This is a genomic window from Streptomyces sp. NPDC051913, from assembly GCF_044593635.1.
GTDB lineage: Bacteria > Actinomycetota > Actinomycetes > Streptomycetales > Streptomycetaceae > Streptomyces.
Genome location: NZ_JBIUCI010000009.1, coordinates 1 through 23225 on the forward strand (window position 1 = coordinate 1; position 23225 = coordinate 23225).

Genomic DNA, 23225 nt, shown 5'->3' on the forward strand with positions numbered 1-23225 from the left:
AAACGCCCGGTTACATTCCGAACCCGGAAGCTAAGCCTTACAGCGCCGATGGTACTGCAGGGGGGACCCTGTGGGAGAGTAGGACGCCGCCGAACTCCTTTTATAGCTCCGGCTCTTGGGCATACCGCCCGAGAGCCGGAGCTTTTTTGTGTTGAGGTAGGGTCAGGGGGCAACGTTGGTACGTTTCCCACAGGAGGCCCCCGGGTGGAGGTCCAGGAGACTCGCGTCCAGACGGATCGGGTCCTCACCATCCCCAACATCCTCAGCATGGCGCGGCTCCTTGGTGTGCCCCTCTTCCTGTGGTTGATTCTCAGGCCCGAGTTCGGAGGCCCCCAGAGTGACGGTTGGGCGCTTCTGGTGCTGGCCTTCAGCGGAGTCAGTGACTATCTGGACGGCAAGCTCGCCCGGCGCTGGAACCAGGTCAGCAGCCTCGGCCGGCTCCTGGATCCCGCGGCAGACCGGCTCTACATTCTCTCGACTTTGGTCGGACTGACCTGGCGCGAGATTCTGCCCATCTGGTTGACCGCTGTACTGCTGGCGCGGGAGCTGGTCCTGCTGGTGATGGTGGGTATCCTCCGGCGCCACGGCTATCCGCCGCCGCAGGTGAACTTCCTCGGCAAGGCCGCCACGTTCAACTTGATGTATGCCTTCCCCTTGCTCCTGCTCAGTGACGGAACTGGCTGGCTGCCGTCACTCGCTGCTATTTTCGGATGGGCGTTCGCAGGATGGGGTACAACGCTGTACTGGTGGGCAGGAGTCCTCTACGTGGTACAAGTCCGCCGTCTGATCCGTGCGGACGCCATGGCCGATTGAACTCGCCGATTGGCGCAGTCTTACTGGCGCGATGGCCCGTGGTGAAAAAGTGCGGGACAATCTGGACGGGTGACGTCGGCTAGACCGTCGTCTCTTGTGAGGAGGACGCTTCCGACATGAAGGCCGTCGTGATGGCCGGAGGTGAAGGCACACGCCTTCGCCCCATGACCTCGAGCATGCCCAAGCCGCTCCTACCCGTGGCCAACCGCCCGATCATGGAGCACGTGCTCAGGCTGCTCAAAAGGCATGGGCTCAACGAGACCGTCGTTACTGTTCAGTTCCTGGCCTCACTGGTCAAGAACTACTTCGGTGATGGCGAAGAGCTCGGAATGGAGCTCTCCTATGCCAACGAGGAGAAGCCACTCGGTACCGCCGGAAGCGTCAAGAACGCCGAAGAGGCGTTGAAGGACGATGCCTTCCTCGTCATCTCCGGCGATGCCCTGACCGACTTCGACCTCACCGAGCTGATCAATTTCCACAAGGAGAAGGGCGCGCTGGTCACCGTCTGTCTGACGCGCGTACCCAATCCGCTGGAATTCGGTATCACCATTGTCGACGAAGAAGGAAAGGTCGAGCGCTTCCTCGAGAAGCCGACCTGGGGGCAGGTCTTCTCCGACACGGTGAACACCGGCATCTACGTGATGGAGCCCGAGGTCTTCGACTATGTCGAGGCCGATGTGCCCGTCGACTGGTCCGGTGACGTCTTCCCACAGCTGATGAAGGAAGGCAAGCCGATCTACGGCTTTGTCGCCGAGGGGTACTGGGAGGACGTCGGTACCCACGAGAGCTATGTGAAGGCCCAGGCCGACGTCCTGGAGGGCAAGGTCGACGTCGAGATCGACGGCTTCGAGCTCTCGCCGGGTGTGTGGGTGGCCGAGGGTGCGGAAGTGCATCCCGACGCCGTTCTTCGGGGACCGCTCTACATCGGGGACTACGCCAAGGTCGAGGCCGGCGCCGAGATCCGCGAGCACACCGTCGTGGGGTCCAACGTCGTCGTGAAGAGCGGGGCGTTCCTGCACAAGGCCGTGGTGCACGACAACGTGTACGTCGGGCAGCACAGCAATCTGCGCGGCTGTGTCGTCGGGAAGAACACCGACATCATGCGTGCGGCCCGGATCGAGGACGGCGCGGTCATCGGGGACGAGTGCCTTGTCGGTGAAGAATCGATCGTTCAGGGCAATGTGCGGGTCTACCCGTTCAAGACCATCGAGGCCGGCGCCTTCGTCAATACCTCGGTGATCTGGGAGTCCCGGGGGCAGGCGCATCTCTTCGGTGCCCGAGGGGTCTCCGGGATCCTGAACGTGGAGATCACGCCCGAGCTCGCCGTGCGTCTCGCCGGTGCCTATGCCACGACTCTGAAGAAGGGGTCCACGGTCACCACGGCCCGCGACCACTCCCGTGGTGCGCGAGCGCTGAAGCGGGCGGTCATTTCCGCGTTGCAGGCCAGCGCCATCGACGTACGGGATCTGGAGAACGTACCGCTGCCCGTTGCCCGGCAGCAGACCGCTCGGGGCAGTGCGGGTGGGATCATGATTCGGACCACGCCCGGGGTGCCGGATTCCGTGGACATCATGTTCTTCGACGGGCGGGGAGCCGACCTGTCGCAGGGGAGTCAGCGGAAGCTGGACCGGGTGTTCGCGCGGCAGGAGTATCGGCGAGCGTTCCCCGGCGAGATCGGGGATCTGCATTTTCCCGCGAGCGTGTTCGACTCGTACACCGGGTCGCTGCTGCGGAACGTCGACACGACGGGTATCGCCGAGTCGGGGCTGAAGGTCGTCGTCGATGCGTCCAACGGTAGCGCCGGGCTTGTGCTGCCCAGTCTCCTCGGCAAGCTCGGGGTGGACTCGCTGACCGTCAATCCGGGGCTCGATGAGTCGCGGCCCACGGAGACCGCGGATGTGCGGCGGTCGGGTCTGGTGCGGCTCGGGGAGATCGTGGCGTCGTCGCGGGCGGCGTTCGGGGTGCGGTTCGACCCGGTCGGTGAGCGGCTGTCGCTGGTCGACGAGAAGGGGCGGATCGTCGAGGACGACCGGGCGTTGCTGGTGATGCTCGACCTGGTGGCCGCGGAGCGGCGCAGTGGTCGGGTGGCGCTGCCGGTGACCACCACGCGGATCGCCGAGCAGGTGGCGGCGTACCACGGGACGCAGGTGGAGTGGACGACGACGTCGCCCGACGATCTGACGCGGGTCGGTCGGGATGACTCGACCATCTTCGGCGGTGACGGCAAGGGCGCGTTCATCGTGCCCGAGTTCAGCAGTGTGTTCGACGGTACGGCGGCCTTTGTGCGGCTGATCGGGCTGGTGGCGCGGACGCAGCTCACGCTCAGCCAGATCGACGCGCGGATTCCGCGGGCGCATGTCCTCAAGCGGGATCTGGCTACCCCCTGGGCGGTCAAGGGGCTTGTGATGCGTCGGGTCGTGGAGGCGGCCGGCGATCGCTTTGTCGACACGACCGACGGGGTGCGGGTCGTGGAGACCGACGGGCGATGGGTCATGGTGCTGCCCGACCCCGCCGAGGCGGTCACTCATCTGTGGGCCGAAGGGCCAGATGACGCCTCCGCCCAGGCACTGCTCGACGAGTGGTCGGCGGTCGTGGACAGCGCCGGACGCTGAAAAACGCTGCACGCGTGCGTGCCGGACAGGTGTCCCCAAGGGGGCCTGTCCGGCACGCCGGTGGGGCCATTCGGAGGTAGTGGTCGCGACGTGCGACGATGTGCGGCATGCCGCAGCAGCCCCCCGTTCGGAGCACTCCTACGCGCCCCTCGCGCCCAGACGCCTCCATGTCGCTGCTCACCAACGTCATGGACCACAGCCTCGACGACGGGTATGCGGAGGCGGCCGCTCGGAAGAAGGCCGCAGGCGAGGGGGGCCTGCCGAAGACACTGCGAGCGAAGCTCGGTCTCGCCGCCGGCCTGGTGCTGGCGGCTCTGGTCGTGACCGTGGGGGCGGCGCAGGCACGCGTCGCGGCTCCCGTCGTCGCCAAGGAGCGCGAGGAGCTGATCGACCGCATCGACCGCGAGACGGACACGGCCGACAAGCTCGAGGGCACGGTCGACGACCTTCGCGACGATGTGAGCGCCATGCAGCGTGAGGCGCTCCGGGACAGTGGCGGCAGCGGACAGGCGGACCTGGTCGGCATTCTGTCCGGTGCCGCGGCCGTGCACGGACCCGGCGTGAAGCTGGTCGTGGACGACGCCAAGGAGGCCACCACCGGTGGCGACGGCGACCCGCGAGAGACCTCCGGGTTCTCCGACACCGGGCGGGTCCGGGACCGGGACATGCAGCGTGTGGTCAACGGGCTCTGGGAATCGGGCGCGGAGGCCATCTCGATCAACGGACAGCGGCTGACGGCGCTGTCCGCGATCAGGGCCGCGGGCGACGCGATACTGGTCGACAACAGGCCGCTCGTGCCGCCGTACACGGTGCTCGCGGTGGGGGACGGGCAGCGGCTGAGCACCAGGTTCCAGAACAGCGCCGACGGGCTCTATCTGAACGCTCTGCAGGAGAACTACGGCATCCGGACGGGCATCTCCGTGGAGGGGGATCTCCGGCTGCCGGCAGCAACGAGTGTGATCGTACGTACAGCACAGCCGAGAACTGAGAAGGGCACATCGTGATCGCCGTACTGGGCCTCGTCGTGGGAGTCGTGGCCGGCCTCTTGGTCCGGCCCGAGGTTCCGGCGGTCGTCGAGCCTTATCTGCCGATCGCCGTCGTGGCGGCGCTCGACGCCGTCTTCGGCGGTCTGCGAGCCATGCTCGACGGCATCTTCGACGACAAGGTCTTCGTGGTGTCGTTCCTGTCCAACGTGGTCGTCGCCGCGCTGATCGTGTTCCTGGGGGACAAGTTGGGCGTGGGTGCCCAGCTGTCGACCGGTGTGGTCGTCGTCCTCGGTATCCGGATCTTCTCCAACGCCGCGGCGATCCGTCGGCATGTCTTCCGGGCGTGAGGCCGATGAGCGACCAGGACGGCACGCCGGAGAACCGGCTGCGCAAGGAACTGCCCGAGGAACGGCCCGCGACGGCCCCGGAGGCGGTGGCGTCGCCGCAGGACGACAAGCCCGGGCTGACCGGCCGGCAGCGGCTGGTTCAGGGGCTCTGGCCGCCGCGCGTCACCCGTGCCCAACTGATCGTCGCCGTGCTGTTGTTCGGCCTCGGCTTCGGGCTGGCCGTGCAGGTGGCGTCGAACAGCGACGGCGACAGCGCGCTGCGCGGTGCCCGGCAGGAAGATCTTGTTCGCATCCTCGATGAACTCGATGACCGTACACAGCGTCTTGAGGACGAGAAGCAGGGTCTCGAGAACCAGCGGGACGAGTTGGAGAACAGCTCGGACCAGGCGGAGGAGGCCCGCAAGCAGACGTTGGAGAAGGAGCGGCAACTCGGCATCCTGGCGGGCACGGTGGCCGCGCAGGGACCGGGCATCACGATGACGATCGAGGACACGAAGAGGACGGTCGAGGCGGACATGCTGCTCGACGCGATCCAGGAGCTGCGCGCGGCCGGTGCCGAGGCGATCCAGGTGAACGGCGTGCGGGTGGTGGCCGGCACCTATCTGACCGAGTCGGGCAACAGTGTGAGCGTCGACGGGAACAAGATCAACGCTCCGTATCGTTTCAAGGTCATCGGCAAACCGCAGGACCTCGAACCGGCGCTCAACATTCCTGGAGGCGTGGTGCAGACTCTGGAGAAGGAGCAGGCCACGGTCACCGTCGAGCGGTCGACCAAGATCGTCGTGGACGCCTTGCGAGCCGCGAAGCAGCCTGACTACGCTCGGTCGTCCTCCCGGTGAACCGCGGGTGCATGAGGGACGTCCGGCGAGGGCATGAGGTTGCGGGGGGTCGGCGCACCGATTGGGTGGTGCGTGGTGGAAACTGTCTGGTGGATACGGACGTTGTCAGGATGTCCGGGTCGGCCGGTGTATGCAGTCAGGGTTCGTCCTGCCCCACGGGCGGGTCTGTTTCGGTCAAGGGGAATCGCCCGTGAAGTTGTTTGCGAAGTTGTTCGGCAAGAGCGCGCGAGAGGGTAGCGACCATGCGAACGCGACCGCTCGCCATCGCGCGCAGCCAGACGCGGAGGGCCAGCGCCCGCTGTTCCGGGACCAGGTGGGCGGTGACGCCGCCGGAGCGCAGGGCGCGCCGGTTGACCCTGCGCAGCCCGGCGGCATAGGTTTCGGGCAACCGTCAACCTCAAGTACGGGTGGAGAGTTTTCCATGTCGGCCCTGGTGTGTACGAGGTGCGGTAACCGCAACGCGGAGAACAGCCGCTTCTGCTCCAACTGCGGTGCGCCGTTGCGTGGTGGGCCCGAGCGCCCGTCCGAGACGACCTCCACCATCTCGATCTCGGGTCTTGAGGCCTACGACGCCGAGGTCACCGGTCAGACGCAGGTCCCCATGCTCTCTCCGGAGGCGCAGGCGGCCGTCGACGCGCTGCCGCTGGGTTCCGCGCTCCTGGTCGTGCGCCGCGGGCCGAACTCGGGCAGCCGCTTCCTGCTGGACGGTGATCTGACCACGGCCGGCCGTCATCCGCAGAGCGACATCTTCCTGGACGACGTGACGGTGTCGCGCCGCCATGTGGAGTTCCGTCGCCAGCAGGACGGCTCGTTCACCGTGAGCGACGTCGGCAGCCTCAACGGCACGTATGTGAACCGGGAGCGGATCGACACGGTGCCGCTGCACAACGGGGACGAGGTACAGATCGGCAAGTACCGGCTGGTCTTCTACGCGAGCCAGCGGGGCTACTGACCCCGTCAGGGAAGGTCCATGCTTCAAACACCGAGCGGCGGTGCCGGTCACGGTGCCGCCGCCGCGGACAGTGGGCTGATGAGCATCGGCACGGTGCTCAACGTGCTGCGCGACGAGTTCCCCGAAGTCACCATCTCCAAGATCCGTTTCCTGGAGTCCGAGGGCCTCATCGAGCCGCAACGGACCCCTTCGGGGTACCGCAAGTTCAGTGCGGAGGACGTCGAGCGCCTCGGCCATGTGCTGCGGATGCAGCGGGACCACTATCTGCCGCTCAAGGTGATCCGGGAGTACCTGGACGCCATGGAGCGAGGTGAGGCCGTGGCGCTGCCGGTGGTGGGGCGCCAGCGGGACGGAGGGGAAGCCCTGCCGGACCCCTGGGAGGCCCCTACGGCGGCGCGGATCGGCCGGGCCGAGCTGATGGCGGCCGCCGAGATCGGTGAGCGGGAGCTCGAGGAGTGGGAGTCGTACGGGCTCATCGCTCCGTTGCCCGACGGGGCGTACGACGCCGAGGTGGTCACCGTGGCGGCGCTCGTCGTCGAGCTGGGGCGGTTCGGGATCGAGCCGCGGCATCTGCGGGCGATGAAGGCCGCCGCCGACCGTGAGGCGGGCCTTGTGGACCAGGTGGTGGCCCCGCTGAAGCGCCACCGCAACCCGCAGACCCGGGCGCACGCGGAGGCCCGCACGAAGGAACTGGCGGGGCTCACGGTGAAGCTGCACGCGGCGCTGGTGCAGACGGCCCTCGGCGTACGGCTGCCCTGAAGGGCGCGGACGTCGGATCCGGCTCCCGTTTCCGGCCCGACTACCCAAACGTCCCGGGCACGGCCTAGGGTTGCTGTGTGAACGAGCTCGATGTCGTAGGTGTCCGGGTCGAAATGCCCTCCAACCAACCGATCGTGCTTCTGCGTGAAGTGGGAGGCGACCGCTACCTCCCCATCTGGATCGGGCCGGGGGAGGCGACGGCGATCGCTTTCGCCCAGCAGGGCATGGCCCCCGCACGACCGCTGACCCACGACCTGTTCAAGGACGTGCTGGAGGCCGTCGGCCAGGAGCTCACCGAAGTGCGCATCACGGACCTGCGTGAGGGCGTCTTCTACGCGGAGCTCGTCTTTGCCAGCGGGGTCGAGGTGAGTGCCCGGCCCTCCGACGCCATAGCGCTGGCGCTGCGCACCGGAACGCCGATCTACGGCAGCGACGGTGTGCTCGACGACGCGGGGATCGCGATCCCGGACGAGCAGGAGGACGAGGTGGAGAAGTTCCGCGAGTTCCTCGACCAGATCTCGCCCGAGGACTTCGGCACCAGCAGCCAGTGAGAGGGGCCGGTCCGGTGGACGCGCGCTCCGTGACGGGGCGGCTGTGTCCGGTCACCACCGAAATGCTGGCATTTGCCACCGGCGTGTGAGAGCGTCCTACGGCCCGCCTCAAGCGCATTCGGCTAGCCTTTCCCCGCGGTGGGGTACGGGAAACCACTCCTAGGGTGATTATCACTCGGCGTGCCGAGTGTGGCGATCGTTGACGCGCCCCGGGTGACTGCCTACCGTCGAGAAGGCAGGTCAAGGACGGAGGTCGGCGTGCGAAGCAGCGGCGACGGTACGGCTGGGGGTGCCCCCGGACGGAGTCTCGGGGCAAGCGGTCCGTACCCTCCCCCAAGCTCTCAACTGCGTTCGAGTTGGGGGGACCCCCATCACGGCAGCGCGGCCGATCACGTTCCGCAGCGACCGGCGGCCGTGCCGAGCAGTGGCGGAGGGGCGACGTCCATGGCGTCCGAGGAGATCGGCTACCGCGGTCCGACGGCCTGTGCGGCCGCCGGCATCACCTATCGGCAACTCGACTACTGGGCGCGTACCGGTCTCGTCGAGCCGAGTGTGCGGCCCGCCTACGGGTCGGGGACGCAGCGGCTGTACAGCTTCCGGGACGTTGTCGTCCTGAAGATCGTCAAGCGGTTCCTCGACACCGGTGTGTCGCTGCAGAACATCCGTACCACAGTGCAGCACCTCAGGGAGCGCGGTTTCCGCGACCTGGAGCGCATGACACTGATGAGCGACGGTGCCACGGTCTACGAGTGCACCTCGCCCGACGAGGTCCACGCGCTGCTCCAGGGCGGCCAGGGCATCTTCGGGATCGCCGTGGGTGTGGTGTGGCGGGACGTGGAGAGCGCCTTGTCGCAGCTGCACGGGGAGCGGATCGACACCGGCGAGACGCTCGTGGGGCACAATCCCGCCGACGAGCTGGCGCGGCGGCGGGGCAATCGGGCCGTTTGAGGCTCTGCCCGGGGCATCACCGAGGGCATTGTCAGTGGCGTAGGGCAGCATCGGACATGTGAGAAACGCGCCCACGATCCTGCATCTCGACATGGATGCCTTCTTCGCCTCGGCGGAGCAGGCGTCCAAGCCGAGTCTGCGCGGGAAGGCCGTGGTGGTGGGCGGGCTGGGGCCGCGTGGTGTGGTGGCCACCGCGTCGTACGAGGCCCGGGTCTTCGGGGTTCATTCGGCGATGCCGATGGCGCAGGCGCGGCGGCTGGCGCCGAATGCCGCGTATCTCGTGCCGCGCTTCGGGTTCTACCGGTCGATCAGTGAGCAGGTGATGGCGCTGCTGCGGGCGCTGTCGCCGCTGGTGGAGCCGTTGAGCCTCGATGAGGCGTTCGTGGATCTGGAGGCCGGGGGAGCGGCCTGGGACGAGGGCTCGGCGCGGCTGGTGGGGGAGAAGCTGCGTGCCGACATACGGGCGGTCACCGCGCTCACGGGGTCGGTGGGGCTCGCGGCGTCCAAGATGCTCGCGAAGATCGCGTCCGAGCAGGCCAAGCCCGACGGTCTGGTGGTGATCGATCCGGGGACCGAGCGAGAGCTGCTCGGGCCGATGTCCGTGCGGATCCTGCCTGGGGTGGGGCCGGCCACCGGGGACCATCTGCGGCGGGCAGGTATCCACACGGTCGAGGAGATCGTGGAGGCGGGCGAGGACGAGCTGGTACGGCTGCTGGGGAAGGCGCACGGCCACGGGCTGTATGCCATGGCGTTGGCGCATGACGAGCGGCCGGTGGTGGCCGAGCGGGAGACCAAGTCGGTGTCGGTCGAGGACACGTACGACGTGGACATCCACGATCGGCTGCGGGTGGGGATGGAGGTGCAGCGGCTGGCCGACCGGTGTGTGCGGAGGCTGCGGGGGGCCGGGTTGTCGGGGCGCACGATCGTGCTCAAGGTGCGGCGGTACGACTTCTCCACGCTGACCCGGTCCGAGACGCTGCGGGGGCCCACCGATGATCCGGCGGTCGTGCGGGAGGCCGCGGCGCGGTTGCTGGAGTCCGTGGACACGACGGGGGGTGTGCGGCTGCTGGGGGTGGGGGTTTCCGGACTGGCCGACTACACGCAGGAGGATCTGTTCGCGCAGGCCGCGGGGGATCTGGGGGAGCTGCCGGAGGAGGAGCCGGGGGAGGTGGCCGCGGAGAAGGACGAGGCTCCTGTCGAGCGGCGGTGGGTTGCGGGGCATGACGTCACGCATGCCGAGTTCGGGCATGGGTGGGTGCAGGGGAGTGGGCTGGGGCGGGTGACGGTGCGGTTCGAGACGCCGGATTCCGAGCCGGGGCGGGTGCGGACGTTTCGGGTGGATGATGCGTCGTTGGCTGTGGCTGAGCCTTTGCCGTTGGTGGCGGTGGAGGGTGGGGCGTCCGGCCTTCGGCCGGATTTGGTCTCCCACCCGCACCACCCGTGACACATCCGTTTACGGGGCGCTGCGGGGTGCGGGGTCGTGGGGCTGTCAGGCTTCTGCTTCCTCTGTGCCTGCCAGCTTGCCGAAGTCTCGGTCCGGGAGTGGGGGTGCGGGGGCGACGTCCAGGCCGTAGTGGTGGTAGAGCTGGAGTTCCTGGTCGGGAGAGAGGTGGCGGCCCACGCCGAAGTCGGGGGCGTCCTTGATCAAGGAGCGGTCGAAGGGGACGCGCAAGGTGCCTTCGATCAGTTCGCTCGGCTCCAGGGGGACGAAGGCGTCCCTGGAGAACAGGCCGGTGCGTATGGCCGCCCACTCCGGCACGCCGGTCGCGTCGTCGAGGTAGACCTCGTCGATCGTGCCGATCTTGGTGCCGTTGCGGTCCATCGCCTTGCGGCCGATCAGGTTGCGCGGATCGATATCGGTCTGCACGGGCCCTCCACTAGGTCGCGACTCGCAACTCATCCGTAAGCACTACAAAAGAGCAGATTGAGGCCGGTGGCCACTCGAGGGCTCCTCCAGGGATCCGCATTTTGCGCGCTGGTAGGCTGGCAAGCGGCTGTTGACCCTGTGCGGGAGAGTCCTCCGGAGATCGTCCGGGGGCGCCGAAGGAGCAAATCCTCCCCGGAATCTCTCAGGCCCACGTACCGCACTGACGAGGCCACTCTGGAAAGCAGAGCGGGTGTCGACGGCTTCCGCTCTCACCGACGGTGAAAGCCGGGCACCTTCGGGTTGTCCGGTGAAGCTCTCAGGTTGAGATGACAGAGGGGGAGGCCGCCGGGACCCGCAGCCGTGGTGTCCCTCGAAGGTCGCGTCAGACCAGGAGGCCTCCGCAATGACCGCCCACCGCACTCCGCTCACCGAACTCGAGCAGGGGATCCCCTTCGAGCAGCGTCACATCGGCCCCGACCACGAGGCCCGGGCCAAGATGCTCGCGCAGGTCGGATACGGCTCGCTGGACGAGCTCACCGCCGCCGCGGTGCCGGATGTGATCAAGAACGCCGACTCCCTCGATCTGCCGGGCGCGCGTACCGAGGCCGAGGTGCTGGCCGAGCTTCGGTCGCTCGCCGATCGCAACCAGGTTCTCGGGTCCATGATCGGGCTCGGGTACTACGGGACCTTCACTCCGCCCGTCATCCTGCGCAACGTCATGGAGAACCCCGCCTGGTACACGGCCTACACGCCCTACCAGCCCGAGATCTCCCAGGGCCGGCTGGAGGCCCTCCTCAACTTCCAGACCATGGTCGCCGAGCTCACCGGGCTGCCGACCTCCGGCGCCTCGCTGCTCGACGAGGGCACGGCCGCCGCCGAGGCGCTGGCGCTGTCCCGGCGCATGGGCAAGAACAAGAAGGGGCTGTTCCTGGTCGACGCGGACACGTTGCCGCAGACCATCGCCGTCATCGAGACCCGCGCCGAGCCGACCGGTGTCGAGGTCGTCGTCGCCGACCTCAGCGGCGGGATCCCGGCCGACATCGCCGCGCGTGAGATCAACGGCGTGCTCATCCAGTACCCGGGCGCCTCCGGTGCCGTACGCGACCTCAAGGCGGTCATCGACCAGGCGCACGGGCTGGGGGCCCTGGTGACCGTCGCCGCCGACCTGCTGGCGCTGACGCTGCTGAAGTCGCCCGGGGAACTCGGGGCCGACATCGCCGTCGGGACCACCCAGCGGTTCGGTGTGCCGATGGGCTTCGGCGGGCCGCACGCCGGTTACATGGCGGTGCACGAGAAGTTCGCGCGCAGCCTGCCCGGGCGGCTCGTGGGTGTGTCCGTGGACGCGGACGGGAACAAGGCGTACCGGCTCGCTCTGCAGACTCGGGAGCAGCACATCCGGCGGGAGAAGGCCACCAGCAACATCTGTACCGCTCAGGTGCTGCTCGCCGTGATGGCCGGGATGTACGCCGTCTACCACGGGCCTGAAGGGCTGAAGGGCATCGCCCGGCGGACGCATCGCTACGCCCGTGTCCTCGCCGCGGGGCTCACCGCGGGCGGGGTCGAGGTCGTGCACGGCGCCTACTTCGACACGCTGACCGTGCGGGTGGCCGGCAAGGCCGCCGAGGTCGTCGCCACCGCCGCGGAGAACGGGGTCAACCTGCGTCTCGTCGACGCCGATCACGTCTCCGTCGCCTGCGACGAGACCACCACGCGGGCCCAGCTGGACGCCGTATGGAGCGCGTTCGGGGTCGAAGGGGACGTCGAGGCGCTGGACGCGGCGGCCGAGGACGCGCTGCCGGGTGCGCTGGTGCGTACGGACGAGTTCCTGGCCCACCCCGTCTTCCACCAGTACCGGTCCGAGACCGCGATGCTGCGCTATCTGCGTCGGCTCGCCGACCGGGACTACGCGCTCGACCGCGGCATGATCCCGCTGGGCTCCTGCACCATGAAGCTCAACGCCACCACCGAGATGGAGCCGGTCACCTGGCCGGAGTTCGGGCAGCTGCACCCCTTCGCCCCCGCCGAGCAGGCGCAGGGCTATCTCACGCTCATCCGTGAGCTGGAGGAGCGGCTCGCCGAGGTCACCGGGTACGACAAGGTGTCGCTCCAGCCCAACGCCGGGTCGCAGGGGGAGCTGGCCGGGCTGCTCGCCGTACGCGGTTATCACCGGGCCAATGGTGACGAGCAGCGGACCGTGTGTCTGATTCCGTCCTCCGCGCACGGGACCAACGCAGCCAGCGCCGTGATGGCGGGCATGAAGGTCGTCGTCGTGAAGACCGCCGAGGACGGTGAGATCGACGTCGAGGATCTGCGGGCGAAGATCGAGCAGTACCGGGACGAGCTCGCGGTGCTGATGATCACGTACCCCTCGACGCACGGTGTGTTCGAGGAGCATGTCGCGGACATCTGCGCGCAGGTGCACGAGGCGGGCGGGCAGGTGTACGTCGACGGCGCCAACCTCAACGCGCTGGTCGGGCTGGCCAAGCCGGGGCACTTCGGCGGGGACGTCTCGCACCTGAACCTGCACAAGACGTTCTGCATTCCGCACGGCGGGGGCGGGCCGGGTGTGGGTCCCGTGGGCGTGCGCGCGCATCTGGCGCCGTATCTGCCGAACCACCCGCTGCAGCCGGCCGCCGGGCCGGAGACGGGTGTCGGGCCGATCTCCGCCGCGCCCTGGGGGTCCGCGGGGATCCTGCCGATCTCCTGGGCGTACGTGCGGCTCATGGGCGGGGAAGGGCTGAAGCGGGCCACGCAGGTGGCCGTGCTGAGCGCCAACTACATCGCCAAGCGGCTGGAGCCGCACTACCCCGTGCTCTACACCGGACCCGGTGGGCTGGTCGCGCACGAGTGCATCATCGATCTGCGGCCGCTGACCAAGGCGACGGGTGTGAGTGTGGACGATGTGGCCAAGCGGCTCATCGACTACGGGTTCCACGCGCCGACGATGTCCTTCCCAGTCGCCGGGACGCTGATGATCGAGCCGACCGAGTCCGAGGACATCATCGAGATCGACCGGTTCTGCGACGCGATGATCGCCATTCGCGCGGAGATCGAGAAGGTCGGGGCCGGGGAGTGGCCCGCGGAGGACAACCCGCTGCGGAACGCTCCGCACACCGCCGGGGCGCTCGGCGGGGAGTGGGAGCACGCGTACTCGCGTGAGGACGCCGTGTTCCCGGGTGGGGTTGTCGTCGCCGACAAGTACTGGCCGCCGGTGCGGCGGATCGACCAGGCGTTCGGTGACCGGAACCTGGTGTGCTCGTGCCCGCCGTTGGACGCGTACGAGAACTGAGCCTGGCTGTGCAGGAGGGCCCCGCTTCGGCGGGGCCCTTTTCGTCACGCCGTTGCCAACGAGACCTCGGTCGACTTGATCAGGGCCACTACCGCGGTGCCGGGCGCGAGGGAGAGGTCGGCTGCGGCGTCCTTGGTGATGGCGGCGGTCAGTTCGGTGCCTTCGAACGCGATCTTCACGGAGGCCATCGCTGCGCCCATGGCGATGGTGGTGACCGTGCCGGGGAGTTGGTTGCGGATGGAGAGGCCGGTCATCGGGGTGGTGGCTACGGCCACCTCCGTCGACTTGATGAGGGCGCGGACGGCGGAGCCCGGGGCCAGGGCGAGGGCGGTCACGGATTCCTTGGTGATCGCCGCGGTGAGGATTTGGCCGCTGGTGAGGCGGATGCCGATGGTGGCCATTACTTCGCCGGTGGTGATGGTGGTGACTGTGCCGGGGAGTTGGTTGCGGATGCTCAGGGTCATGGGCAACCACGGTAGGGGTGTGGGTGGGTTTGGGGGTGTTGGTGTGGGTGTGTTGGGGTCATCCGGCTTTCGGGTTTGTCGGGGCTCAGCCCGTGTGGACTCTGGGGCGCCGGGTGCGGTCTGGTTCTGCTTCTCGTAGGACCTCTCGGGTCACCGGGGCCACCTCGCCCTGGCCGAAGAGGAAGAAGCGGAGGAAGTTGGCGAACGGGCTGCCCTCGGTCCACTCGAAGTAGATGTGGGGGGTGCAGGCAGTGGTGTCGCGGACGTGGAGGAGCAAGGCGGCCAGGGCGTTGGGGATGGAGGACGACTCCAGGGTCAGGACCCGGTAGCGGTTGTGCAGGACCTCGCCGCGGACCGTGAGCCCGGCCTCGAACTCCGAAGGGTCGGTGACCGTGACCTCGACGAAGACGAAGTCCTCCTGGCTGGGGATGTCGTTGTCCTCGCGGATCTGCTCGATCTTGTCGCGGTACTCGGCCTTGTCCCGGCTGTCGGGCTCGTTGGCGATGAAGCGGATCTTACGGCTGGCCATGTCCCTGATGAATCGTTCCGCCATGGGGTCCAGGGACACGCTCGTGACGCGGAGTTCGAAGGCGCGGGCCAGTCGGGACAGGAGCGAGACCAGGATGATGCCCGCGATGAAGCAGGCGCCGATCTTCACACCGTCCGGGCGCTCGATGACGTTGACGACCGTCGTGTAGAGGAACACCGCGGAGATCACCGCGAAACCGACCGTCCAGCCGCGCTGACCCGCCTTCCGCGCCGCGATCGTCACCGCGATCGCCGCCGAGCTGATCAGGACGAGGACACCGGTGGCGTACGCGCCGCCCTGGGCGTCGACGTCGGCGTCGAAGATCCAGGTGACCACGAAGGCGATCAGGGTGAAGACGATGACCATGGGGCGGACGGCGCGGGCCCAGTGCGGGGCCATGCCGTAGCGGGGGAGATAGCGGGGCATCAGGTTCAGCAGGCCCGCCATCGCGGAGGCGCCGGCGAACCACAGGATGGCGATGGTCGACACGTCGTACACCGTGCCGAAGGCGCCGCCCAGGTACTCGTGGGCGAGGAAGGCGAGGGCGCGGCCGTTGGCCTGGCCGCCCGACTCGAACTCCTTCTCCGGGATGAGGAGGGTGGTGATGAAACTGGTCGCGATGAGGAAGCAGCTCATGATGAGCGCGGCCGTGGTGAGGAGCTTCTTGGTGTCCCGGATGCGGCCCGCCGGGTTCTCCTCCGTCTCGCCGGGGTCGCCCTTGACGTGCGGCATGACCGCGACGCCGGTCTCGAAGCCGGAGAGGCCGAGGGCGAGCTTGGGGAAGACGACCAGGGCCACGCCGATCATCACGAAGACGTTGCCGTGCTCGGCGGTCAGGGCGCTGGACCAGTCGGTGACCACATGGCCGGCGGTGGCGACATGCCACAGGCCGACGATCACGACCACGACGTTGAGGGCCAGGTAGAGGCCCACCAGGAAGACCGCTACGCCGATGGCCTCCAGGAAGCCCTTGAGGAACACCGCGCCGAGCAGGGCCACGAGGACGAGGGTGATCAGCATCTGCTGGTCGTGCAGGGCGCTGTTGAGGTGCGGGTTCTCGACCAGGTGGGTCGAGGCGTCCGCTGCCGACAGGGTGATGGTGATCAGGAAGTCGGTGGCGGCGAAGCCGAGCAGGGTGAGGACGAAGAGCTTGCCCTTCCAGAAGGTGAGCAGGCGTTCCAGCATCGCGATGGAACCCTGGCCGTGGGGGCTCTCCTCGGCGACGCGCCGGTACACGGGCAGCGCGCCCGCGAGAGTGACGATCACCAGCACGATCGTCGCGACGGGGGAGAGCAGGCCGGCCGCGAGGGCAGCGATGCCGGGCTGGTAGCCGAGGGTCGAGAAGTAGTCGACGCCGGTCAGGCACATGACGCGGTACCAGCGCTGGCCCTGGTGTTCCGGCTCGGACCCGGGCTGCTCGGTGTCCTCGGTCTGCCCCGTCGGCCCGGAGTGGCCCTGCCCCTTGCCCATGTCGGACAGACCCTCCAGCATCCAGGCGCGCAGGCGGCTGGGTGGGGGGTGTTCGGTGGTGGCCATCGAGGGCTCCTGATGTGCGGCTCGGGATGCGGTTCCGTGCGGTTCCGGCCATCACACGGACGGCGGGATCAGCGTAAGCGGAGAGTGATGCAGGGGCCCATGGATCAAGGGGGTCGTAGGCGTCAAGAGTCCGTTAAGACTGAGCCTGGGAGTGTCGGCCGCAGGTCAGGAGGTGTGCTTGCGGGGCGGGACCGGGCGCTGCGCCGTGCGGGTGAGGTGGCGGTGGGCCGGGACGGGGCGAACACCCAGTGTTATCAGGGCCTCGGGCAGGTCCTCCCGGTGGGGATCCGGCCTTGGTGAAGGCCGTCGGCGTAAGGGACCCGTCAAAGGCGCGCCGAGTGCCGTATGGGAGCCGTCAACGGTGGTCGATTCCCGGTCGCGTCGGCGGTTTCCTCGAAGCGTCCCTGTTCATCGAACCTCACTCCAGGAGTTCGCGATGGCCGACTTGGCCTTCGTCCTCGCCACGATCGCGGGTTTCGCGCTGGTGGCTCTTGTCGCCAGGGGGGTGACGAAGCTGTGACCGCCGAGAACATCGTCGGCCTCGTCGTGGCCGTCGCCCTGCTGGGCTATCTCGTCCTCGCCCTGATCTTTCCGGAGAGGTTCTGAGAGCCGACATGGGTCCCGTCCTCGCAGGCGTTCTCCAGCTGCTCGCCCTGATCGGCGCGCTGGCCCTCGCCTACATCCCTCTTGGCGACTACATGGCCAGGGTCTACTCCTCCGACAAGCACTGGCGTGTGGAGAGGTGGATCTACAAGGGCATAGGCGCCGATCCCGACACCGAGATGCGCTGGTCCGCGTATCTGCGCGGTGTCCTCGCCTTCTCCGCCGTCGGCGTGCTGTTCCTGTACCTGCTGCAGCGGATGCAGGGCGTGCTGCCCGGCTCGCTCGGGTTCGCTTCCATCGACCCGGACCAGGCGTTCAACACCGCCGTGTCGTTCGTGACCAACACCAACTGGCAGTCGTACTACGGCGAGCAGGCCATGGGCCACGTCGTGCAGACCGCCGGTCTGGCGGTGCAGAACTTCGTCTCCGCGGCCGTGGGTATCGCCGTCGCGGTGGCGCTCGTGCGCGGGTTCGCGCGCTCCCGGACCGGTGAGCTCGGCAACTTCTGGGCCGACATGGTCCGCGGTGTCGTCCGCATCCTGCTGCCGGGCGCGTTCATCGCCGCGATCGTCCTCGTCGCCTGCGGTGTCATCCAGAACTTCTCCGGTATCCACGAGGTCGGCCAGTTCATGGGCGGGCAGCAGCAGTGGAACGGTGGGGCGGTCGCCTCGCAGGAGGCCGTCAAGGAGCTGGGCACCAACGGTGGCGGCTACTTCAACGCCAACTCCGCCCATCCGTTCGAGAATCCCACCCCTTTCAGCAACCTCTTCGAGGTCTTCCTGATCCTGGTCATCCCGTTCGCGCTGACCCGGACCTTCGGCCTCATGGTCGGCTCGGTCCGGCAGGGGTACGCGATCCTCGCGACCATGGCCACCATCTGGCTCGGCTTCACCGCCGTGATGATGTGGACCGAATTCGCCCACCATGGACCGGCGTTCGAGATCGCCGGCGGGGCGATGGAGGGCAAGGAGACCCGCTTCGGTGTCGGCGCCTCCTCGATCTTCGCCACGGCGACCACGCTCACCTCGACCGGCGCGGTGGACTCCTTCCACTCCTCCTTCACCGGACTGGGTGGCGGCATCACCCTGCTCGGCATGATGCTGGGCGAGATCGCGCCCGGCGGTACCGGGTCCGGTCTCTACGGCATGCTGATCATGGCGGTCATTGCGGTGTTCATCGCAGGTCTGATGGTCGGCCGTACGCCCGAGTACCTGGGCAAGAAGATCGGCGCCCGCGAGATCAAGCTGGCCGCCTGTTACATCCTGATCACCCCGGCGCTGGTGCTCGTCTTCACCGCGTTCGCGATGGCACTGCCCACCCCGGGCCACTCGATGACCAACAGCGGGGCGCACGGGTTCTCCGAGATCCTGTACGCCTATACGTCCGCCTCCAACAACAACGGCTCGGCCTTCGCCGGGCTGAACGCGGACACGCAGTGGTTCAACTCGACGCTCGGCCTGTGCATGCTCTTCGGCCGCTTCCTGCCGATGGTGTTCGTGCTGGCGCTGGCCGGTTCGCTCGCCGAGCAGCGGCCGGTGCCGGCCACGGCAGGCACCCTGCGGACGGAAAAGCCGCTGTTCACCGGCCTGTTGGTGGGCGCGATCCTGATCATCACCGGCTTGACGTACTTCCCGGCGCTCGCGCTGGGGCCGCTGGCCGAGGGGCTGGCGTCATGACCACCGACCTACAGAAGCAGGACGCGATGTCCACTCCCACCCTGGTGCCCCACCCGGACGCGCCCGCCGGGCACAAGCCCCCGCAGGGGCGTGTCGGGGCAGGCCTCTTCGATCCGGGGCAGCTGCTGAAGTCGCTGCCGGACGCCGTCCGCAAGCTCGATCCGCGGGTGATGGTCAAGTCCCCGGTGATGTTCGTGGTCCTCGTCGGCTCGGTGCTGACGACGATCTTCTCCTTCAAGGACCCGGGCGACTGGTTCGGCTGGACCATCAGCGCCTGGCTCTGGCTGACCGTGATCTTCGCCAACCTGGCGGAGGCCGTCGCCGAGGGCCGCGGGAAGGCGCAGGCCGACACCCTGCGCAAGGCCAAGACCGACACCGTCGCGCGCAAGGCCGACGGGACCGTGGTCGCCGGCACCGAGTTGAGGATCGGGGACCTGGTTGTCTGTGAGGCCGGTGACGTCATCCCCGGCGACGGGGACGTGGTCGAGGGGGTCGCGTCCGTCGACGAGTCGGCGATCACCGGTGAGTCGGCGCCGGTGATCCGGGAGTCGGGCGGCGACCGCAGTGCCGTCACCGGCGGCACGAAGGTCCTCTCCGACCGCATCGTCATCAAGATCACGACGAAGCCCGGCGAGACCTTCATCGACCGGATGATCAACCTCGTCGAGGGCGCGGCCCGGCAGAAGACGCCGAACGAGATCGCGCTCAACATCCTGCTCGCGTCACTGACGATCGTCTTCCTGCTGGCCGTGGCCACCTTGCCGCCGCTCGCCGACTACGCGGGCACCCATCTGACCATGGTCGTGCTGGTCGCGCTGCTGGTCTGCCTCATTCCGACGACCATCGGCGCCCTGCTGTCCGCGATCGGAATCGCGGGCATGGACCGGCTGGTGCAGCGCAACGTCCTCGCCATGTCGGGCCGCGCGGTCGAGGCCGCCGGGGACGTCTCCACGCTGCTGCTCGACAAGACCGGCACCATCACCCTCGGCAACCGTCAGGCCGCCGCGTTCGTGCCGGTGCGCGGGGCGACCGAGGCCGAGGTCGCCGACGCCGCCCAGCTGTCGTCGCTGGCCGACGAGACGCCCGAGGGCCGCTCCGTCGTCGTCCTGGCGAAGGAGAGGTACGGGCTACGGGAGCGTGAGCTGCACGGTGCCGAGTGGATTGGCTTCACCGCGCAGACCCGGATGTCCGGGGTGGATGTCGACGGGCGCAGGATCCGCAAGGGCGCGGCCGGTTCGGTCGTCGCCTGGGTGGTCGAGCAGGGCGGCGAAGTGGGCGAGGATGCCCGGGAGGTGACCGACCGGATCGCCGAGGCCGGCGGCACCCCGCTGCTCGTGGCCGTCGAAGACGCCGACGGGGCGCGGGTGTTGGGTGTCATCCACCTCAAGGACGTCGTCAAGGGCGGGATGCGCGAGCGGTTCGAGGAACTGCGTCGCATGGGCATCAAGACCATCATGATCACGGGTGACAACCCGCTGACCGCCAAGGCGATCGCCGAGGAGGCGGGCGTCGACGACTTCCTCGCGGAGGCGACCCCCGAGGACAAGATGGCGCTCATCAAGCGGGAGCAGTCCGGCGGCAAGCTGGTCGCGATGACGGGGGACGGCACGAACGACGCGCCCGCGCTGGCTCAGGCGGACGTCGGCGTGGCCATGAACACCGGTACGTCGGCCGCCAAGGAGGCCGGCAACATGGTCGACCTCGACTCCGATCCGACCAAGCTCATCGAGATCGTCGCGATCGGCAAACAACTGCTGATCACCCGGGGCGCGTTGACCACGTTCTCGATCGCCAACGACGTCGCGAAGTACTTCGCGATCATCCCGGCGCTGTTCGCGGCCGTCTACCCGGGCCTGGACAAGCTCAATGTGATGGGCCTGTCCTCGCCGGACTCCGCGATCCTGTCGGCCGTCGTCTTCAACGCGCTGATCATCGTCGCGCTGGTGCCGCTGTCCTTGAAGGGCGTGCGGTACCGGCCGGTGAGCGCGGACCGGCTGCTGCGCCGGAACCTCACCCTCTACGGGCTGGGCGGGCTGATCGCTCCGTTCGTCGGTATCAAGCTCATCGACCTGCTCATCTCCCTGATCCCCGGAATCGGTTGACCGCCATGAACAACTCAGTTGCGAACACCGGACGTTTGCTGGGCGCGGGCCTGCGCGCGCTGCTGGTGCTGACCCTGCTCACCGGTGTCGTCTATCCGCTGGCCGTCACCGGCGTCGCACAGGCCCTCTTCCCCGACAAGGCGAACGGCTCCGAGATCAAGGCCGGCGGCAAGGTCGTCGGGTCCGCGCTGATCGGCCAGCAGGGCTACAGCCTGGACTACTTCCAGCCCCGTCCGGCTCGCGGTCTGGGCGAGAACTCGGTCAACACCCGGTACAGGCTGCTCCTGTCCGGCGCCACCAACCGCTCCGGTGACAACCCCGAGCTGATCAAGTGGGTGAAGGAGGCGAAGGCCAAGGTCGTCAGGGAGAACTCCACCGCCGGCTACAAGGTCAGGCCCTCCGAGGTCCCCGCCGACGCGGTCACCTCCTCCGGATCGGGCCTCGACCCGGACATCTCCCCGCAGTACGCCGACCTCCAGGTCCACCGGGTCGCCGAGCGCAACGGCCTCTCCGTCACCGAGGTGCGGAAGCTGGTCGACGCCCACACCGAAGGCCGCGGCCTCGGCTTCCTCGGGGAGCCCCGGGTGAACGTGCTGGAGCTCAACATCGCGCTCAAGGCGCTGGTCGAGGGCGACTGACGTCATCAAGACGCCGTCCGACCGGCCCCGGCCGCGTGCCGCCGTCCCTCGGCAGTGCCTGCGCGCGGGCAAGCGCTGTCTTGTTCCTGTCCGGGCATCCTCGTACAGTCCGCTTTCGTAATGTTCGCCAGTGGGGTCGAATGTTTCGATCGGCCCCGTCGGAAGGGCTGACGCATATGCGGACGTACGACAACCCCGTCCTCGGTGGCTTCCACCCCGACCCCAGCGTGTGCCGGGTCGGTGACGACTACTACCTGGTCTGCTCCAGTTTCGAGTACTTTCCCGGCGTCCCGCTCTTCCACAGCCGCGACCTCGTGCACTGGCGGCAGATCGGCAACGTCCTCGACCGACCGGGGCAGCTGGAGCTCCCCGACGACGTCCCGGCCTCCGCGGGGATCTACGCCCCGACCCTGCGCCACCACGACGGCCGCTTCTACCTGATCACCACGGTCGTCGGCACCCGTGGGAACTTCATCGTCACCAGTGAGCGGCCCGAAGGGCCGTGGTCCGACCCGGTGTGGGTCGACGTCCCCAGCATCGACCCCGACCTGGCCTGGGACGAGGACGGCAACTGCTGGTGCACGGTGGCCGGTTGCCTCCTCGCGCGCATCGACCCCGAGACGGGGAAGGTCCTGGAAGGGCCCCTTCCGGTGTGGTCGGGGACCGGCTTGGAGGCCCCGGAGGCGCCGCATCTGTACCGGATCGGCGACTGGTGGTACCTGATGCTCGCCGAGGGCGGCACCGCCCACGGGCACAGTGTGTCGATCGCCCGTGCCCGCTCGCCGCGCGGACCCTGGGAACCCGCCCCGGACAACCCCGTGCTGAGCCACCGCAGCACCGACTCGCCGATCCAGTGCACCGGCCACGCCGACCTCGTCGAGGCGGCCGACGGCACCTGGTGGATGGTGCTCCTGGGTACCCGTCCACGCGGCTACTTCCCGGGCTTCCATGTGCTCGGCCGGGAGACCTTCCTGACGCCGGTGGAGTGGGTCGAGGGGTGGCCGACGGTGGGTCCGGTGCGGGAGAGCCATCCGGCGCCGGCCGCCTGGCACCCCGTACCGCCGCAGCCGGAGCGGGACGATTTCGACGCCGCCGAACTCGCCCCGTACTGGATCTCCCCGCGCCGCAGGCCGGCCGGCTCGTGGTCGCTCGACGAGCGGCCCGGGGCGCTCACCCTGCACGCCACCGGGGGCAGCCTCGACCGGCCCGGACACACCTTCGTCGGGCGCCGCCAGCAGCACCCCGAGTGCCGGGTGGAGGCCTTGCTGGAGCCCGGAAACGGGCGGGCCGGGCTGTCCGTGCGGATCGACGAGGCCCATCACTACGACCTGGAGATCGCCGGGGGAGAGGCGAGCGTGATCGCCCGGATCGGGCCGGCGCGGCAGTGCGTCGCGCGGCGGTCGGTGGCCGCCGGACCGCTCACCCTCGGCGTCGGCGTGCGCACGGAACCGCTGGTCACCGCGACGGGCGAGGACCTGCCGGGACTGCGGGCCGGCGGCCCCGACGCGATCACCTTCACCGTCGACGGCGAGGAACTCGCCGCGCTGGACGGCCGCTATCTGTCCACCCAGGTCGCCGGCGGATTCACCGGCCGGGTCATCGGGATGTACGTCACCGAGGGCAGCGCCGGCTTCGACTGGTTCACGTACGCGGCCGAGCCGACGCGGTAGTTCCGGAAGGCGTCGGAAACTCTCGGGCCGGGCGCGTCGGCGTC

General features: G+C 68.6%; 19 protein-coding genes, 1 rRNA gene and 1 riboswitch. Of the genes, 17 read left to right on the forward strand and 3 right to left on the reverse strand.

Annotated features, from left to right (window positions below; genetic code table 11):
- The 11 genes from rrf to ACIHIX_RS26410 form a co-directional block, all read left to right on the forward strand.
- Nucleotides 1-95: ribosomal RNA gene (gene rrf / locus ACIHIX_RS26360) — 5S ribosomal RNA — on the forward strand; the annotation flags it as partial.
- Nucleotides 96-204: 109 nt separating this feature from the next.
- Nucleotides 205-813, forward strand: a complete 609-nt coding sequence (locus tag ACIHIX_RS26365; RefSeq protein ID WP_399960227.1) for a CDP-alcohol phosphatidyltransferase family protein — start codon at nt 205-207, stop codon at nt 811-813.
- A gap of 116 nt (nt 814-929) precedes the next feature.
- Complete coding sequence (locus tag ACIHIX_RS26370) at nt 930-3425, forward strand: sugar phosphate nucleotidyltransferase (RefSeq protein WP_399960229.1); 2496 nt, start codon at nt 930-932, stop codon at nt 3423-3425.
- 167 nt (nt 3426-3592) lie between these two features.
- Nucleotides 3593-4429, forward strand: coding sequence for a DUF881 domain-containing protein (locus tag ACIHIX_RS26375; RefSeq protein WP_399960231.1), 837 nt, complete (start codon nt 3593-3595; stop codon nt 4427-4429).
- Nucleotides 4426-4758: a small basic family protein gene (locus ACIHIX_RS26380; RefSeq protein WP_003988855.1), complete on the forward strand. Its 333-nt coding sequence runs from the start codon at nt 4426-4428 to the stop codon at nt 4756-4758. Before ACIHIX_RS26375 ends, ACIHIX_RS26380 begins: the two co-directional genes overlap by 4 nt.
- A gap of 5 nt (nt 4759-4763) precedes the next feature.
- On the forward strand, nt 4764-5597 hold the full coding sequence (locus ACIHIX_RS26385) for a DUF881 domain-containing protein (RefSeq protein WP_399960233.1): 834 nt from the start codon (nt 4764-4766) through the stop codon (nt 5595-5597).
- 61 nt (nt 5598-5658) lie between these two features.
- The gene (locus ACIHIX_RS26390) at nt 5659-6549 is read left to right on the forward strand and encodes an FHA domain-containing protein (protein ID WP_399960235.1); all 891 of its coding nucleotides are present in this window, start codon (nt 5659-5661) and stop codon (nt 6547-6549) included.
- A gap of 18 nt (nt 6550-6567) precedes the next feature.
- Nucleotides 6568-7308, forward strand: a complete 741-nt coding sequence (locus tag ACIHIX_RS26395; protein WP_399960237.1) for a MerR family transcriptional regulator — start codon at nt 6568-6570, stop codon at nt 7306-7308.
- Nucleotides 7309-7385: 77 nt separating this feature from the next.
- A complete protein-coding gene (locus tag ACIHIX_RS26400; protein ID WP_004002801.1) occupies nt 7386-7859 on the forward strand; it encodes a bifunctional nuclease family protein in 474 nt (157 codons plus the stop codon).
- Between the two features lie 258 nt (nt 7860-8117).
- The gene (locus ACIHIX_RS26405; protein ID WP_399960239.1) at nt 8118-8807 is read left to right on the forward strand and encodes a MerR family transcriptional regulator; all 690 of its coding nucleotides are present in this window, start codon (nt 8118-8120) and stop codon (nt 8805-8807) included.
- Between the two features lie 58 nt (nt 8808-8865).
- A complete protein-coding gene (locus ACIHIX_RS26410; protein WP_399960241.1) occupies nt 8866-10251 on the forward strand; it encodes a DNA polymerase IV in 1386 nt (461 codons plus the stop codon).
- A 45-nt stretch (nt 10252-10296) separates the two neighbouring features.
- Here the strand turns inward: ACIHIX_RS26410 and ACIHIX_RS26415 are convergent, their stop codons facing one another.
- Nucleotides 10297-10674: a PRC-barrel domain-containing protein gene (locus ACIHIX_RS26415; protein ID WP_399960243.1), complete on the reverse strand. Its 378-nt coding sequence runs from the start codon at nt 10672-10674 to the stop codon at nt 10297-10299.
- A 131-nt stretch (nt 10675-10805) separates the two neighbouring features.
- Nucleotides 10806-10902: riboswitch (glycine riboswitch) on the forward strand.
- Nucleotides 10903-11077: 175 nt separating this feature from the next.
- On the opposite strand from ACIHIX_RS26415, the gene gcvP reads away from it, so the two are divergent.
- Entirely contained in the window at nt 11078-13963 is a 2886-nt protein-coding gene (gcvP, locus tag ACIHIX_RS26420) for an aminomethyl-transferring glycine dehydrogenase (protein WP_399960245.1), read from the forward strand.
- Nucleotides 13964-14007: 44 nt separating this feature from the next.
- Here gcvP and ACIHIX_RS26425 read toward each other — a convergent pair whose 3' ends face one another.
- The gene (locus ACIHIX_RS26425) at nt 14008-14427 is read right to left on the reverse strand and encodes a molybdopterin-binding protein (RefSeq protein WP_399960247.1); all 420 of its coding nucleotides are present in this window, start codon (nt 14425-14427) and stop codon (nt 14008-14010) included.
- Nucleotides 14428-14512: 85 nt separating this feature from the next.
- Nucleotides 14513-16492: an APC family permease gene (locus ACIHIX_RS26430; protein ID WP_399960249.1), complete on the reverse strand. Its 1980-nt coding sequence runs from the start codon at nt 16490-16492 to the stop codon at nt 14513-14515.
- 516 nt (nt 16493-17008) lie between these two features.
- On the opposite strand from ACIHIX_RS26430, the gene kdpF reads away from it, so the two are divergent.
- The 5 genes from kdpF to ACIHIX_RS26455 all read left to right on the forward strand — a co-directional run bounded on the left by kdpF (nt 17009) and on the right by ACIHIX_RS26455 (nt 23181).
- A complete protein-coding gene (gene kdpF, locus ACIHIX_RS26435; protein ID WP_016434100.1) occupies nt 17009-17098 on the forward strand; it encodes a K(+)-transporting ATPase subunit F in 90 nt (29 codons plus the stop codon).
- 8 nt (nt 17099-17106) lie between these two features.
- Nucleotides 17107-18771 (forward strand): potassium-transporting ATPase subunit KdpA, encoded by a 1665-nt coding sequence (gene kdpA, locus ACIHIX_RS26440; RefSeq protein WP_399960251.1) that lies wholly within the window; start codon nt 17107-17109, stop codon nt 18769-18771.
- Nucleotides 18768-20873: a potassium-transporting ATPase subunit KdpB gene (gene kdpB, locus ACIHIX_RS26445; protein WP_399960253.1), complete on the forward strand. Its 2106-nt coding sequence runs from the start codon at nt 18768-18770 to the stop codon at nt 20871-20873. Before kdpA ends, kdpB begins: the two co-directional genes overlap by 4 nt.
- A gap of 5 nt (nt 20874-20878) precedes the next feature.
- Nucleotides 20879-21511: a potassium-transporting ATPase subunit C gene (locus ACIHIX_RS26450; protein ID WP_399960255.1), complete on the forward strand. Its 633-nt coding sequence runs from the start codon at nt 20879-20881 to the stop codon at nt 21509-21511.
- Nucleotides 21512-21687: 176 nt separating this feature from the next.
- Complete coding sequence (locus ACIHIX_RS26455; protein ID WP_399960256.1) at nt 21688-23181, forward strand: glycoside hydrolase family 43 protein; 1494 nt, start codon at nt 21688-21690, stop codon at nt 23179-23181.
- Nucleotides 23182-23225: the final 44 nt, after the last annotated feature.

Bases quoted from the DNA above. Each gene is read 5' to 3' on its own strand.
- ACIHIX_RS26370 (WP_399960229.1), top strand. From the start codon at position 930: ATGAAGGCCGTCGTGATGGCCGGAGGTGAAGGCACACGCCTTCGCCCC.
- ACIHIX_RS26375 (WP_399960231.1), top strand. From the start codon at position 3,593: ATGTCGCTGCTCACCAACGTCATGGACCACAGCCTCGACGACGGGTAT.
- ACIHIX_RS26385 (WP_399960233.1), top strand. From the start codon at position 4,764: ATGAGCGACCAGGACGGCACGCCGGAGAACCGGCTGCGCAAGGAACTG.
- ACIHIX_RS26395 (WP_399960237.1), top strand. From the start codon at position 6,568: ATGCTTCAAACACCGAGCGGCGGTGCCGGTCACGGTGCCGCCGCCGCG.
- gcvP (WP_399960245.1), top strand. From the start codon at position 11,078: ATGACCGCCCACCGCACTCCGCTCACCGAACTCGAGCAGGGGATCCCC.
- ACIHIX_RS26425 (WP_399960247.1), bottom strand. From the start codon at position 14,427: ATGACCCTGAGCATCCGCAACCAACTCCCCGGCACAGTCACCACCATC.
- ACIHIX_RS26430 (WP_399960249.1), bottom strand. From the start codon at position 16,492: ATGGCCACCACCGAACACCCCCCACCCAGCCGCCTGCGCGCCTGGATG.
- kdpA (WP_399960251.1), top strand. From the start codon at position 17,107: ATGGGTCCCGTCCTCGCAGGCGTTCTCCAGCTGCTCGCCCTGATCGGC.
- kdpB (WP_399960253.1), top strand. From the start codon at position 18,768: ATGACCACCGACCTACAGAAGCAGGACGCGATGTCCACTCCCACCCTG.
- ACIHIX_RS26450 (WP_399960255.1), top strand. From the start codon at position 20,879: ATGAACAACTCAGTTGCGAACACCGGACGTTTGCTGGGCGCGGGCCTG.
- ACIHIX_RS26455 (WP_399960256.1), top strand. From the start codon at position 21,688: ATGCGGACGTACGACAACCCCGTCCTCGGTGGCTTCCACCCCGACCCC.